Source organism: Providencia zhijiangensis (assembly GCF_030315915.2).
Lineage (GTDB): Bacteria > Pseudomonadota > Gammaproteobacteria > Enterobacterales > Enterobacteriaceae > Providencia > Providencia zhijiangensis.
In genome coordinates this window covers 1,845,739-1,859,170 of sequence record NZ_CP135990.1, presented here as the reverse complement: position 1 = coordinate 1,859,170, position 13,432 = coordinate 1,845,739, and the positions used below count along the sequence as shown (strand labels likewise).

Annotated in this window: 14 protein-coding genes; 5 read left to right on the top strand and 9 right to left on the bottom strand. The window is 40.5% G+C overall.

The genetic code is table 11. The features are described 5' to 3' along the window. Positions 1 to 546 (bottom strand): AAA family ATPase, encoded by a 546-nt coding sequence (locus QS795_RS08480; protein WP_318627152.1) that lies wholly within the window; start codon positions 544 to 546, stop codon positions 1 to 3. Between the two features lie 149 nt (positions 547 to 695). Between QS795_RS08480 and QS795_RS08475 the strand changes: the two genes are divergently transcribed. Both QS795_RS08475 and QS795_RS08470 read left to right on the top strand, forming a co-directional pair. Then, a complete protein-coding gene (locus tag QS795_RS08475; protein WP_318627151.1) occupies positions 696 to 1,118 on the top strand; it encodes a MerR family transcriptional regulator in 423 nt (140 codons plus the stop codon). Positions 1,119 to 1,205: 87 nt separating this feature from the next. Further along, positions 1,206 to 2,396, top strand: coding sequence for an MFS transporter (locus QS795_RS08470; RefSeq protein ID WP_154638457.1), 1,191 nt, complete (start codon positions 1,206 to 1,208; stop codon positions 2,394 to 2,396). 50 nt (positions 2,397 to 2,446) lie between these two features. On the opposite strand, the gene QS795_RS08465 is transcribed toward QS795_RS08470, so the two are convergent. After that, positions 2,447 to 3,145: a DUF3592 domain-containing protein gene (locus QS795_RS08465; protein ID WP_286270752.1), complete on the bottom strand. Its 699-nt coding sequence runs from the start codon at positions 3,143 to 3,145 to the stop codon at positions 2,447 to 2,449. Between the two features lie 90 nt (positions 3,146 to 3,235). Further along, positions 3,236 to 3,985 carry a DUF4184 family protein gene (locus tag QS795_RS08460; protein WP_286270754.1) on the bottom strand — a complete coding sequence of 250 codons (750 nt, stop codon included), beginning with the start codon at positions 3,983 to 3,985 and terminating at the stop codon, positions 3,236 to 3,238. Between the two features lie 292 nt (positions 3,986 to 4,277). Between QS795_RS08460 and QS795_RS08455 the strand changes: the two genes are divergently transcribed. Continuing rightward, positions 4,278 to 5,372, top strand: coding sequence for a porin (locus QS795_RS08455; RefSeq protein ID WP_286270756.1), 1,095 nt, complete (start codon positions 4,278 to 4,280; stop codon positions 5,370 to 5,372). A gap of 67 nt (positions 5,373 to 5,439) precedes the next feature. On the opposite strand, the gene gss is transcribed toward QS795_RS08455, so the two are convergent. Together gss and QS795_RS08445 are read right to left on the bottom strand one after the other, a co-directional pair. Then, positions 5,440 to 7,314, bottom strand: coding sequence for a bifunctional glutathionylspermidine amidase/synthase (gene gss / locus QS795_RS08450; RefSeq protein WP_286270759.1), 1,875 nt, complete (start codon positions 7,312 to 7,314; stop codon positions 5,440 to 5,442). Positions 7,315 to 7,487: 173 nt separating this feature from the next. After that, the gene (locus tag QS795_RS08445; protein WP_132495964.1) at positions 7,488 to 7,751 is read right to left on the bottom strand and encodes a YjbD family protein; all 264 of its coding nucleotides are present in this window, start codon (positions 7,749 to 7,751) and stop codon (positions 7,488 to 7,490) included. 144 nt (positions 7,752 to 7,895) lie between these two features. On the opposite strand from QS795_RS08445, the gene mnmH reads away from it, so the two are divergent. Both mnmH and QS795_RS08435 read left to right on the top strand, forming a co-directional pair. Further along, positions 7,896 to 8,990, top strand: a complete 1,095-nt coding sequence (mnmH, locus tag QS795_RS08440; protein ID WP_286270760.1) for a tRNA 2-selenouridine(34) synthase MnmH — start codon at positions 7,896 to 7,898, stop codon at positions 8,988 to 8,990. A 265-nt stretch (positions 8,991 to 9,255) separates the two neighbouring features. Then, positions 9,256 to 10,365 (top strand): ADP-ribosyltransferase domain-containing protein, encoded by a 1,110-nt coding sequence (locus QS795_RS08435; protein WP_318627150.1) that lies wholly within the window; start codon positions 9,256 to 9,258, stop codon positions 10,363 to 10,365. A gap of 74 nt (positions 10,366 to 10,439) precedes the next feature. Here the strand turns inward: QS795_RS08435 and QS795_RS08430 are convergent, their stop codons facing one another. From QS795_RS08430 to QS795_RS08415, 4 genes are all read right to left on the bottom strand, one after another. Then, entirely contained in the window at positions 10,440 to 10,850 is a 411-nt protein-coding gene (locus QS795_RS08430; protein WP_286270764.1) for a hypothetical protein, read from the bottom strand. A 21-nt stretch (positions 10,851 to 10,871) separates the two neighbouring features. Then, positions 10,872 to 11,519 (bottom strand): homoserine/threonine efflux transporter, encoded by a 648-nt coding sequence (locus tag QS795_RS08425; RefSeq protein ID WP_286270766.1) that lies wholly within the window; start codon positions 11,517 to 11,519, stop codon positions 10,872 to 10,874. A gap of 109 nt (positions 11,520 to 11,628) precedes the next feature. Beyond that, complete coding sequence (locus tag QS795_RS08420; RefSeq protein ID WP_154603793.1) at positions 11,629 to 12,087, bottom strand: YaiI/YqxD family protein; 459 nt, start codon at positions 12,085 to 12,087, stop codon at positions 11,629 to 11,631. A gap of 69 nt (positions 12,088 to 12,156) precedes the next feature. Continuing rightward, positions 12,157 to 13,362, bottom strand: a complete 1,206-nt coding sequence (locus tag QS795_RS08415; protein WP_286270769.1) for an MFS transporter — start codon at positions 13,360 to 13,362, stop codon at positions 12,157 to 12,159. Positions 13,363 to 13,432 lie beyond the last annotated feature (70 nt).

Sequence of the window (13,432 nt, the reverse complement as noted above, 5' to 3'; positions counted from 1 at the left end):
TCATTGATTCACATAAGAAAGAATGAAATTAACCCGGTCATCAACGGGTAAACAAGGAATTTCGATTAATTCATAATTATATTTTTTATAGGTCGCCACCATCGCATGGTAGGTCATCACTGCTTCATCAAATGTTTGTTTTCTTTCCTTATCTTGCGCATATATTTCTTGCCATGGCGGTGCGATGAATACGTTTTTATTATACTGAAACGTACTTATTGCTCGTTCTATATACTTGGGAATTGGAATTGAACATAAATTCAAATAACCCTCAATATCGGGCAGCCCTCGGTCAAAAAAACAGATTTCATTATGATGATTAGCCAAATGCCATGATCGTAATTCCCAGCAAAGCATCATCTCAGCAAATGATTGTCTATCGAGCCATGGCAATGCGTTACCACCAATACAGACTTGATCTTGAATAATGGCCCTACCCGATTCCGGTAAACAAGTGTATTTTTTAGCCATTAAATTTTCAATAATTGCACTTTTACCTGCGCCGGGACCGCCAGTGATAATAATCTTTAGTCCATTATTAATCATATATTTCCTTCATTTTTAACACAATTTGCCTTGGAATGAGCTGAGTTAATCATTCTTGATATAAATAAGTCATCAACCATAATTCAATTCAGCATAGTTAGGTGATAAGTTAGCGAATAAACGTTATTTATATAGAGCACAAAATTACGATGAAAACACTCTCTATCAACCAGGTATCCAAACTTACGGGCCTTACCTCTGCAACTATTCGCTTCTATGAAAGCAAAGGTTTGATTCAACCGATTGGCCGAAAAGGTTTAACTCGGTTGTATGCCCCTGAAGTTCTTACTCATCTTTCCCTTATTATTCTTGCTAAACAGGCTCAATTTTCACTGGATGAAATAGCAAACATGCTAAATCGCCTGCCAGAAAATGGAATTGAACGCCCTATTTTGCGAGAAAAAATAGATGAAATTGATCAGAAAATCCAAGAACTCCAAAAGCTTAAACAAGGGTTACAGCATATCGAACAGTGCTCAGCAGATAACCATTTACAGTGCCCTAAGTTCCAAAAAATTCTCTCTACCAGCTTAAAACAAAATATCGCAAAATTGGCCAAAAACCTCGCTTGACTTAAAGTTAACTTGAAGTTGTATCATCCGGCATATTCGTTTTCTCCCTCTACTATTGTTGATTTTTATGAACAATAAGGAATGATTATGCCTCGCTCAGTTTTTTGGCTCGCCGCCGCTCTCGCATTATTTACAACGGGTAATGCCCTCGTTCTTTCTGTTGCTGTGCTGATTGGTTCGCAATTAGCGGATGACCCAGCCTATGCAACCATCCCTCTATTGTCACAATATATTGGCTTGATTTTAGCCTCCATTCCCATGGCGCATTTCATGATGCGATTTGGCCGTCGAGCTGGCTTTATGTTGGGAAATATTGGTGGATTAATGGGCGCAATTTTCGCTATTTCAGGTATTTACACTCAAAGTTTTTGGCTATTTTCTCTGGGAACTTTTTTTACAGGTATCGCGATTGGTACAGCTCAACAATATCGCTTCGCCGCTTTAGAAGAAGCACCAATTGCTCTGCGTGCAAAAGCCATCGGATTAGTCATGAGTGGTGGTATTGTCGCGGTATTACTAGGGCCTACATTAGCGATGTCAACACGCACACTTATTGCCCAATATCCATTTATGGGCACCTTCGCGGCACTGACGATCATTTATATTTTGGCATTTATACTTTTATTAATGATCCCGTTAACAGCTCAGCGTAAAACGACATTTTCTGCAGATGTTCCACAAGCGCGTTCATATTCAAAACTCTACTCTCAACCATTACTTATTTTAATCGCTTTCGTTAGCGCAATAAGTTATGCCTTGGTCGTTTACATGGTCGGCGCATTTCCATTGGCAATGAAAGCTCAAGACTTTACATTCACTTCCATCGCCTTTGTTTTCCAATGCCATATTTTAGGTATGTTTGCCCCTTCCTTTTTTACAGGACATTTGATCAGTCGCTTTGGCGTAAAACCTTTCTTGTGGTTGGGAATAGCCTGCCTTATGGTGGCGAATTTATTAAATTTAACGGGGGCCAGTTATACGCACTTTTTAATATCAATGACACTAGTAGGACTTGCCTGGAACTGTATTTTAATTGGCACCACACACTTATTACCGCGAACATACCGCGATCATGAACGAGGTAAAATACAGGGAATGACCGATTTTCTTATCTTTGGTTTTGGTGCTATTGGCAGCTTATTAGCGGGAGTCGCCTTTTATTTTGTCGGCTGGCAAGTGACCAATATGATTGGATTTATTGTTGGCCTGGCTATTTTTTCCGTGATGCTATTGCTTCGTCGTAGTATGAGTGAAACACCCGAATTGGCTAAATCTTAGTGTAAAAATAACCGCCTCGAACCTAAATTCATCGAGGCCGCTAACCTTCACTATTTCATTTTTGGTAGGAAGCTTATATCCATATAATATTTATTGGCATTATTCTTATCGAGGTAAATTGTGACTGTTTCTCTATCAATATATGGCGATGGGTCAAAATAAATATTTTCACTCTTATAACGCTTGATTGTATTCGTGCTTTTATCATGCACATCCGCCAAAATTTGGTATGGCGACTGCTTGTTTATCTGGATCATCGTATTTTCTTCAACCCCAGTAATTTTTACTTGGATTGGAGTGCCTTCACGTAATAAGCGCGTATTTTTCTTTTTACCTACCATGCTAAAAGCAAACGGAACACCGCCAATTAATGTAAATACAACGCCGAAAATACCACAAAAAATACTTAACGCGTAAATTCCAAAGAAAGAATTAATCACCGCATCATGGGGGTTAGTTGGATCATACAACACATCAATAGATTGCCCTATGCTGCCACGATAGCTACTGCTACCCATGGAAGAGCGAAATTCAATTTTTTGATTATCTTGCGTCGTAAATTCAATAATCGGGAAATAGCTTTTTGATTTATCCTCTGAAACACTGACATCCAGATCAGTCACAATCCCTGTTGTTTCTACCCCATTTTTTGTCATATTCATGCTGGAATAGAGCGAGAATGCGGTACCAAGCAGAAATAGGATCCCAATCACTAAAAAAACCGTAAATATAATATTTTTAATCTTCACCCTTGTATTCCTTTAGTTGAGTTTTCATTGGCTTCTATTATGGAACAAATCAATAATTAATTTCAGATAAGTGTGAATTAATGGTGATATTTAAGACTGTTTACCGTACTGATGGAAATTTACCCACATCCCATAAATAACTAAACCACCAAAGAAAAATGGCACCGCCATGGTAAGTTCTAAATAAACGAAGCGGTTAAAGTGAAAATTGGGTAATTTGGGTGTGAGGTAATAGGCAATCGGCAGTGCGAATAGTAAGGAAGCAGTCCCAATCCCTATTATCTTTTTGAGTTTTTGGTTATCAATGTTTTGCTGTACTTTTGTCTGCTTTCGATAATATCGCCAATATTGATAACTTAAATAGAGCAAACCTAATAATGAACCTGAATGTTGTAAAATTTTATAGATAGCAATTTCTTGTTTATCGGACATGGATAAATTGAATTGCAAAAATGACCATGACCGCACCATCGTGCCCGTATCATGAGTAAAAGAATCCCAAACAATGTGCGTTAATGCACCAATAAAGAAAGATATAGCGAGAATACAAATACTGAGGATAGACCAGCCCTGTGTTTTTTTAATCACAAAAGGTATAACGGTTGATAATGGTAAAGCCAGCTTCAGAATAATGACATAAATAATAAAACAAAGAGGTAATCCAATAGATAGCCATCCTACAATATGATGGGTTTCTGAAGCTAATCGATACAATCCAAACGAATATAATAAATCTGGGCTCAAACTCCCAAGGATCATCGCAGGTAAACTTAGCCATTTTCCCAAGAAAGAATGTTTAATAGGAAAAACAACAGCAGGATGAGAAAACGTCCATGGCATCAATTATTATCCTTCTATGACCATCTGGTATGCATCACATTCTAAATGTTGCCGTTCCAGTTCACTATACGATAATCCTGAAATCCCCCTCCTTCATCCGCACTCTCCAAATAGCGGTTTTACGAAATAATTTGCGAGTAATTACATTTAGTTCAGTGGAATCGACTTATTGAATGATTCTCATTTAATTATATATTGCCTGAATTGATACCTTCCATTGATAATAAGCGCGGTTTATTTCCTATGCATACACAAAATCAACTGTTTTATACGTGGTTTAAAGGGTTTTTATATGAAATACAGTAAATTAGCAACACTTATCACAACTCTGGCAGTCGCAGGCGTAGCTAACGCGGCAGAAGTTTATAACAAAGACGGCAACAAGTTTGATATCTATGGACAAGTTGATGTTCGCCACTATATCGCCGACTCAAAAAGTGGTGAAGATGGTGATGATTCACGCGTTCGTTTAGGATTCCGTGGTGATACTCAAATCAACGACCAACTCACAGGTTATGGCCGTTTTGAATGGGAAACTCCAACCAACAAATCAGAAAGTGACCATGAAAATCAAAACCGTTTAGCTTATGCCGGTTTAAAATTCGCTGATTTTGGTTCTTTGGATTACGGTCGTAATTACGGTGTGAACTACGATGTCAATGCATGGACTGATGTTCTCCCACTTTGGGGCGCGGATACCATGGATCAAGAAGATAATTTCATGATGGGACGCAACCGTAACTTGTTGACTTATCGTAACAATAACATGTTCGGCTATGTTGATGGTTTAAGCTTTGCCTTGCAATACCAAGGCAAAAATGGCGATCAGAATAAATCCTCTGGTGAAGATGCACTAAAAAATAACGGTGATGGTTATGGTTTATCAACTGCTTATGAATTAGGTTACGGCGTCACCTTAGGGGGAAGCTATGCAAACTCAAGTCGTACACCAAGCCAGCGTGATGGTGCTATTGGAGCAAAAGGCGAACGCGCGCAAGTGTGGAACGTCGGGGGTAAATTTGAGTGGGAAGACCTTTACATCGCAGCTATGTATGGTCAAGCACTGAATGCAACTCGCTACGGAGAAGATGATGCCGAAGCCGTTGCTAATAAAACAGAAAACTTAGAAGTTGTTGCGACTTATACCTTAGATTTCGGTTTAACCCCTTCAATTGGTTATAACCAATCTAAAGGGAAAGATCTTGGCGAATATGGCAGCAAAGATTTAGTAAAATACCTGGCTGTTGGCGCAGCTTATGAGTTCAACAACAACATGTCCGCTGTCGTTGATTACAAAATTAACTTATTGAATAAAAATGAGTTCACTCGTGATCACAACATCAATACTGATAATGTCTTAGGTCTGGGTTTAGTGTACCAGTTCTAATCTATATCTCGAAAGTGGCGCTATCTTCAGTATTAAAGATAGCGCCATTTTTTTGCTTTTATTCTTATTAGTTTTGCTTCAGATAGTCATCGTCTTCAAGCACCCAAAGCGGTTCTATGTCGCTGTCCTTCTTAATGACTAAAGAAGGATCAGAACGTAAACATGCACCACCATAATGCCCTCCCACAGTGAATGTGCAGACCTGAATATAACGTTCTACCACTTTCGGTAAACACCATAATTGCTGATAAACATTCTCTTGATGGGCAAATTGCCCACAAGTTTCATCCAGAATATCGTCTTGATGATCAACCAGCCCAATATTATTACCACAACGCCCTGCGATAGGCTTCACGGCATACCCTGTTTGGCGTAGCTCATCGTTAATTTCAAAATCCGTATCCAATAAATATGGATGATGCGGGAACAGTGACCATAGAATCGGCAGGATTGATTTATTTCCAGGGATCACCGTCCATAACGGTTCAAAAACACGAATTTCTGGACGCAACAGCACATCAATCAGCCGGACATCATTATGATGAGGGTGACCGGTTAAGATAGGTAGACCAGAAAGGTCACTTTCGCTCTCTTGGCGTAACTGCTCCAGAGCGGTTTCCCATGCCCATGTTTTCCATACACATTGAAGCACTCGCCCTTCACCATCCACCACTTGGCCCGTTTCATTCCAAACCAACTCATCCAAACCATGGATGATTTTGCATTCAAAACCTGCTGCCGTGATGGATTGAGCCATAAATAGCGCGTGATAGTCCTCTTCACTATCTTTATCTTGCATGATGTGAATAAACGGTTTTGCAGTAGTGTGTTTCCATGTATCCGTAAGTAACTCTTGCAGACGCCCACCTGGATTCCAGCCAGTGCTGAGCCCCCCTATTTTTGACCATTTATGAATAATTAACCCGGTTTCAGTATGGCAAGAAGCTGAATCCGCATTGTATTCATAAACTTTCAATCCACGATGGTCCATACAAAAATCAAGGCGACCCGTCACCATATCATGACGGCGGTTTTGCCATGATAAACGCAAACGTGGCCAGAGAATTTCGGGGATATTGAAAAGTTTCAGTAAGTTGTCATCTTTGAGGACTTTTTCAGTCGCATGCAAATACATCAAATGAACTTCATTTGTTGCCTGCATGAGCTGATTTTCGGCAGTACTGGAAATCGTGAAATATTCATGAGGATTGGCATTCAATTTATGCCCATGGTTAGCCTTTATATAAGCTAATTCAATCGGGTTAGATTCATCTAACCAGCTTTGATTGAAGTTGATTTGGCTACCCAACTGAGCCGCGTGCAGCTCCATTAATTGTGGATTAATTTCAGGTTCTTTATAAGCATACTGGTTATTATCCGTTTGTATCATCCAACCGAGGATCGTCGTATCGGTGAATGTATCAGACAATGTATAACTTCCATTATTGACGCTTAGAGGGAGTTCTCGGGTCCACTGCTGTCCGGCAGGAAGTTTATGGTGTAAAACATTTTGCTCCACAATTCGCACTTTATTCTCAAGCACATGAGTGATTACAGCAACATGCCCAGTGTGCTCAAATTCACCACCTTCCGCCCAAATCAGTAAACTTCCTGCAGTGGGTTTCATTTGACTGCCATTTTGATACGCGCGCAATGGCAAGATACCGTCATCCACTACATGACGTAAGAAACGTAATGAAAAAATCTCATATGCCATGCCAACATCGGTGAATACCACGCCATAATTGAGATAGAGAAAACGGCGAGCGAATTCAACGCATTGCCATTTATATCCCATATATTCATTATTGATATAACTGCGAAACGAGATATCGTCCCGTTCACCTAAATCGGGAATGGAACTGTAATTGGAAGAGTAAATTGCAACACCACCGGGGGCGTAGCCAAGTAAAGTGCCAAACGGTTCGTGTTCTTCTGCCATGATCAGACTCCTATTACAGCTCACTGATATTATTTAAATTGCAATTATAAGAATGCTAATAATCAGTATACGCTTGTAATAATCAAAACACTGTGTTTTTTCATGACATAAAAAAAGCACCTACTTAATAGGTGCTTTGTGGTGTTGATGTTGAATTTACGACAAAAAACTTGCTAGCGATAACCGCGAGTATGGTTATTAGATGACCAGTTGTAGGTCGCATTGCTTCCAGTTACACGCTCTTTTTTCTTCTGGGTTCTTAAGGCTTTGGCTTCTTTTTCAACTTCAGCCGAGATTTCGGTAATGATCAATTTTTTGACTTTGCTTTCTTCTGAATTGGTCAACTCGCGCCCTAAACTTTTACGCTCTTGAGCCAGTCGTTGCCTCACCCGCATTCTTTGCGTTTCAGTCATCTCTTGCAGTGTTAGGGTTTTCATGTCATTACTCCTTCGAAAGTTGAAAGACGACTTCCAATATAGCACTCCGTTCTCTTTTCGTCCCAGATAAGGTGCCATCATCCCTATTTAGGAGTATAGTAGCCTTTATCGAAATCCGAATTGATATGAATCATTTTATTTATTATGGAATTAGCGCTCTCCACACCTGAAATTCGCCAGATCCTCGCTTCTGACACCCCAATCATTGATGTTCGTGCTCCCGTTGAATTTCAACAAGGTGCTATGCCGTCGGCACGTAATTTACCCTTAATGAATGACGATGAACGCACTGCCGTCGGGATCTGTTATAAACAAAAAGGCTCCGACAAAGCGGTCGAGTTAGGGCATCAATTAGTCTCGGGTGAATTACGTGAAAATCGAATTAATGCGTGGAAAACGGCTTGTCAACAACACCCTGAAGGCTATCTCTGCTGCGCTCGCGGTGGAATGCGTTCCCATATTGCTCAACAATGGTTAAAAAATGCTGGCATTGAATATCCGCTTATTAATGGGGGGTATAAAAATTTACGCCAAACTGCAATTGATGCAATTAATGAACTCGCTCAACGCCCAACTATCTTGATTGGCGGTTGTACTGGTAATGGGAAAACACTATTAGTCCGAAACCTTGAAGATAGTATTGACCTCGAAGGTATTGCCCATCATCGCGGTTCCTCCTTTGGTCGTACTTTAGAAGCCCAATTTTCACAGGCGACGTTTGAAAATCATTTAGCGGTTTCTATGTTAAAAAAAGCCCCCAATCACAACCGGTGGGTGCTTGAAGATGAAGGGCGAGCCATTGGCGTGAACAGCCTTCCCGATTCACTACGCCAAGCAATGGAAACAGCAACAATTGCAGTGGTCGAAGACCCCATTGAGCGCCGCATGGAAAGGTTAAAAGAGGAATATTTTGACCGAATGACCCACGATTTTCTTACCGCATTTGGTGAAGAGCAAGGTTGGAATGCCTACAGCGAATACCTACACCATGGTCTACATGCTATTCGTAAACGTTTAGGTTCCCAGCGAGCGATAGAACTAACTAAACTCCTTGATGATGCGCTGATTGCTCAACGTAAAACGGAAAAAACAGACGTTCATTTCTCATGGCTTACACCACTTCTTCATGAATATTATGATCCGATGTACCGCTATCAGTTAAGCAAAAAACAGGAGCGAATTGTTTTCAAAGGGACATTTGAGGAAGTCACTGAGTGGGTAAAATCTGCCTCTCGTTAATCTGTTTCTTAAAATATTATCAATAACCTCAGTTGTTTTTTTAGATAACTGAGGCTCAATCATCATAGCATCGCTTTCTACAAGTTAATCAATAGACATTTGATATGTTATCCAAAGATAAATTACCCTACATAATTAACTCTGGAATAAATCAATGTCTAACATATCTACACAGAATATCTCTGCCTCAGCACAGACTACTCCCATATCGACGAAAAAATCGCTGATTGCGAAAGAAAATACGTTATCTGCACAACTCAGTAAAGTGACCTCATCTATTGATAATTACAACTCTGGTATTAAGCAGTTAACACGCTCTATTAATCAAAAGGATTCATTCCTAAATGAATTAGGTGGCATTTCTGATCAACATGGAAAAGATAGCCACGTTCGACTGAAAAATGGGCATTTTAAAGTTGGGCAAGGTAGCAATTTCTTGAAAAACATCTTTTCAGGTGGTCGTTATCAATCAGAGAGAAAAGAAGCGGCCCAAAACTTAGGCATCACAAAAGGCAGTATTTCCGTATCGGATTCAATCAAGATACTGGAAGGCAAAAAAAATGAAGCAGCGCAGAAGCTTGTCTCATTAAACAAAGAATTGAACACTGAAAAACAGAACATTCAAAATATTAAAAAAGAGTTGGAACCAATTACTGCCCAATTGAAAAAAATTGAGTTGCAAGAAACCGCTGACAAAAAAGCAGCCGAGAAACTCACCAATCAGCGTAATGATTTTTCCGCTATTTATCAAAGCAATGCTGGCTGTAAAGCGATAAACTCTCAAGCTCGTTACCTATTTGGAGCATCCACTCAAGCGGCAAGTTTAAGTAGCAATAAAGTGATTGCTGAATATGAACGTGTTCATGGTTCAGATATTTTCTCTAAAGGTAACAAGGAGCTTAAATTCACCTTAAAATCTAAAAGTGAAGATTTAAGCGAATTAGTCAAAACGGCTGCTAAAAACTGGTATACACCATCCGAAAAAAGCACAACCACTTATCGTGGTCAAGGGATGACACAGAAAGGGTTAGAGGCATTGGTTGAACAATTTAATGCAGATAAAAATAGCAGTAATGTAGCGACTTATCAGCTAGGTCAATTCTTCTCAACCTCTTCTAACCCAAAGGTTGCTCAAAACTTTGCTACCCAAAGCCAAGATGAGCATAAAATAATGTTTATGGTAAAAGGAAATAGTGGTAGTGGAATTGCTGTTTCCGGTGGGCTACGTTTTAATAATGATGAAAGCGAAGTACTGTATTCACCTCATGCAAACTTTACTGTCACCAAGCTTACCCACAGTTCAAAGAACAATACTTACAATGTGACTCTCGAAGAAGTAAAACCACAACAAGGTGCTAAATTACTGCCTTATTAATCCTGTTGATGATCATTTAATTCAGGAAGGGTGACACTGTCACCTTTCCTGAATCATGCTAAACACAGTCACATTTAGTAAAATAGTGCACCGACTAAAAATAATGTGCCCAATATCAAACAGCACCCGGAACTGACATACCAAAATAGGTCGCTATTGCCTTTAAAGCGGCTTTTGATCAGTGGAAATATCGCCGCTCTAATTAAAAATACAGCAGCAATGGCAATTAAGATTGGTTGAGTAAAAGGTAAAGAAAAAGAACCTTGAGCTGCACTGAATGCGTACAACCCCCAAATGGTTAATACCGTTCCGACAAAAATCGCCGTAAATGGTGGATACCAATGCCCTTCTTGAGCCTGTTTAACGATCCGTTCCCCTGCTCCGAGCCACTTAAATCCAGCCGCACCCCAAACTAGACACGCAAAATGCAATAGTGCAACAATCCATGTCAGCACAGCCGCCAAATACAATGCAGTTATTCCCATTTATGGTCCTTTCAGTGAGGTTTATTTTTTAAAGGCAAGCTCAGTAATACCTTGGTAAATTAATTTAGAAGCTAACCCGCCTAAAATCAATCCGACCACTTTGCCTATCACTTTATGGATACGGGAATATGTTCGTCTTACAGAAGAGAGTGAAAATGTCTGGCATAAGATAATACGCCAAACTAAAGAAGCCACCACAATTCCTAACCAAATCACCAGCTTAGTCCACAATGGTGTCGAAGGTGAAATAGTAGTAGAGAAAATACTCATGAAAAATAGAACAGTTTGAGGGTTAGATAAGTCAGCAATTAACCCTCGACGAAAATAAACACCTGTTGGGAAATTTTCTGTATTTTTTTCGGTAGCAAGGGACAGTTGCGTTTTATTTCGAAAGACACTGATCGCGTAATACAATAAATATAATCCACCTAGAATCTTAATCAGGGAAAATAGCGATTCAAACTGCGTCATTAATGCCACCAGCCCAAATAGCCCTAACCCTGAATAAATCGCATCCCCCAGAACAACCCCATAACCACAAGTTAATCCGGCTTTTTTACCTGAACTTAATGTCGTTTGAACTACCGTAAATAGGTTGGCACCGGGGTTAAAAAAGGTCAAAACAAACAAAAACAAGGTGATCAGAATACTGTGTAGTGGATCCATCATGGTGTCTCACATTATCGGAGGATTTTTTTATTATAGACAGGGATAACCCTTCGGGATGCAACCTACGTCAGGTTATTGAAAATCCACCGTATGTGAACGAACTAAAAAACTATCCCAATGATTTTCGACGTTGCAGCAACCACTTATCTAACTCATTAGCAAATTGTTGGCGATCACGTTGATTTAAGCTAGCAGGCCCCCCAGTTTGTACACCGCTAGCTCGCATCGTGTCCATAAAGTCTCTAATTGTCAGTCTTTCACGAATGGTCGCTTCACTGTAACGTTCACCTCGAGGGTTCAATGCCACCGCGCCCTTTTCCATCACTTCCGCCGCCAATGGAATATCAGCTGTAATCACTAAATCACCGGCCTGTGCACGTAAAACAATTTCATTATCTGCGACATCAAACCCTGCAGGAACTTGCAGTGTCTTTAAAAATAAAGAAGGAGGAACCGACAAACGCTGGTTCGCCACAAATGTAATTTGCACTTTTTCTCTATCGGCCGCGCGATATAACACTTCTTTAATCACTTTCGGACACGCATCCGCATCCACCCAAATCACCATATTGACGTTAACCTATCGATTTTATTTCTAGGAATGAATTGCAGCACATCATAGCATGTCATCCATCCCTTAGGAGGAACAAACTGCCGTTTCTTGGCGCATCAATATTCCATAGCTCAGTAGCGAACACAGCACCACCAAAATACCGCCAACAATAGCAACCCAATATCCTGCATATATTCCGAGCTCATCCACCATTTTACCTGAAAGCATCGCACCAAATGCCACTCCAATATTCAGTCCCGCCAGCAGCCATGTCATCCCTTCCGTTAAACGGTGATCGGGAACAATATTCTCCACCAGCGACATACCGATAATCATCGTTGGTGCAAAAAATAATCCTGAAATAAACATCACAATCGCCAGCGACCAAATACCCGTAACCCAAAGCAAAGGAATAATCGATAGCAATGTCAGAACCCCGCTGATTAGCAACATACGCGGCAAAGGCATTGATATACGCATTCCTCCAAATACCACCCCCATCACACAAGAACCAATGGCATACAGAGATAACACTAAACTCGCCATCGCGGGCTGTCCTTGAATCTGCGCCAACGTCACACTCAAAATATCCACCGTTCCCACAATTACGCCCAACGAAATCATGAGAATAATCAGCAACTGCAAGCTAGGTAGACGCAAAATAGACGTCTTTTCGCTCATCATCTGGTGATTATCGATTAAGGTAGGTTCCGTTTTACGTTGAGAAACTAAGAGTAAAACGCCCAACAATAATAAAATACCCGCAATCATAATTCCCGCTTGGGGAAACAGAGCCACAGTCAGCCCGACGGATAGCGGAGGCCCCGCAATAAACGTCAAATCATCGAAGACAGTTTCCAATGAATAAGCCGTTTGCAGCAGCGGATCCCCTTTGTAGATCTGCGTCCATCTTGCACGGATCATAGCGGACATGCTCGGCATAAAGCCCGACAGAAATGCCCCTAAAAATAGCCAAATATAAGAAAGCCCTAACCACGTAGACGCCACTATTAGCCCCATACCCAGAACACTAATAAAAGTCACTAACGGCAATACGCGAAACTGACCATGGCTATCCACTTGGCGAGAAATTTGCGGCGATAATAAGGCGTAAGTCAGCACAAAAGTAGCTGAAACGCCACCTGCCAGTGCATAACTTCCTTGCAACATTGACAGCATGGTAATAATCCCAATCCCCATCATGGGTAACGCTAAGCGAGCCAAAAGCCCTGCCAAAGCAAATTGGAAGCTTCCTGAAGCGTGGAAAAGTTGTTGGTAACGGCTCAGCATGCAGTATCTCCATAATAAAAATTCAACATATATACGGTGTGTATGTATAAAAATGATATATTGATACGAG

Coding starts and splice junctions, on each gene's coding strand:
- QS795_RS08475 (WP_318627151.1), top strand. CDS start 696: ATGAAAACACTCTCTATCAACCAGGTATCCAAACTTACGGGCCTTACC.
- mnmH (WP_286270760.1), top strand. CDS start 7,896: ATGGAATTAGCGCTCTCCACACCTGAAATTCGCCAGATCCTCGCTTCT.
- QS795_RS08460 (WP_286270754.1), bottom strand. CDS start 3,985: ATGCCATGGACGTTTTCTCATCCTGCTGTTGTTTTTCCTATTAAACAT.
- QS795_RS08445 (WP_132495964.1), bottom strand. CDS start 7,751: ATGAAAACCCTAACACTGCAAGAGATGACTGAAACGCAAAGAATGCGG.
- QS795_RS08420 (WP_154603793.1), bottom strand. CDS start 12,087: ATGGTGATTTGGGTGGATGCGGATGCGTGTCCGAAAGTGATTAAAGAA.
- QS795_RS08480 (WP_318627152.1), bottom strand. CDS start 546: ATGATTAATAATGGACTAAAGATTATTATCACTGGCGGTCCCGGCGCA.
- QS795_RS08470 (WP_154638457.1), top strand. CDS start 1,206: ATGCCTCGCTCAGTTTTTTGGCTCGCCGCCGCTCTCGCATTATTTACA.
- QS795_RS08455 (WP_286270756.1), top strand. CDS start 4,278: ATGAAATACAGTAAATTAGCAACACTTATCACAACTCTGGCAGTCGCA.
- QS795_RS08430 (WP_286270764.1), bottom strand. CDS start 10,850: ATGGGAATAACTGCATTGTATTTGGCGGCTGTGCTGACATGGATTGTT.
- gss (WP_286270759.1), bottom strand. CDS start 7,314: ATGGCAGAAGAACACGAACCGTTTGGCACTTTACTTGGCTACGCCCCC.
- QS795_RS08425 (WP_286270766.1), bottom strand. CDS start 11,519: ATGATGGATCCACTACACAGTATTCTGATCACCTTGTTTTTGTTTGTT.
- QS795_RS08415 (WP_286270769.1), bottom strand. CDS start 13,362: ATGCTGAGCCGTTACCAACAACTTTTCCACGCTTCAGGAAGCTTCCAA.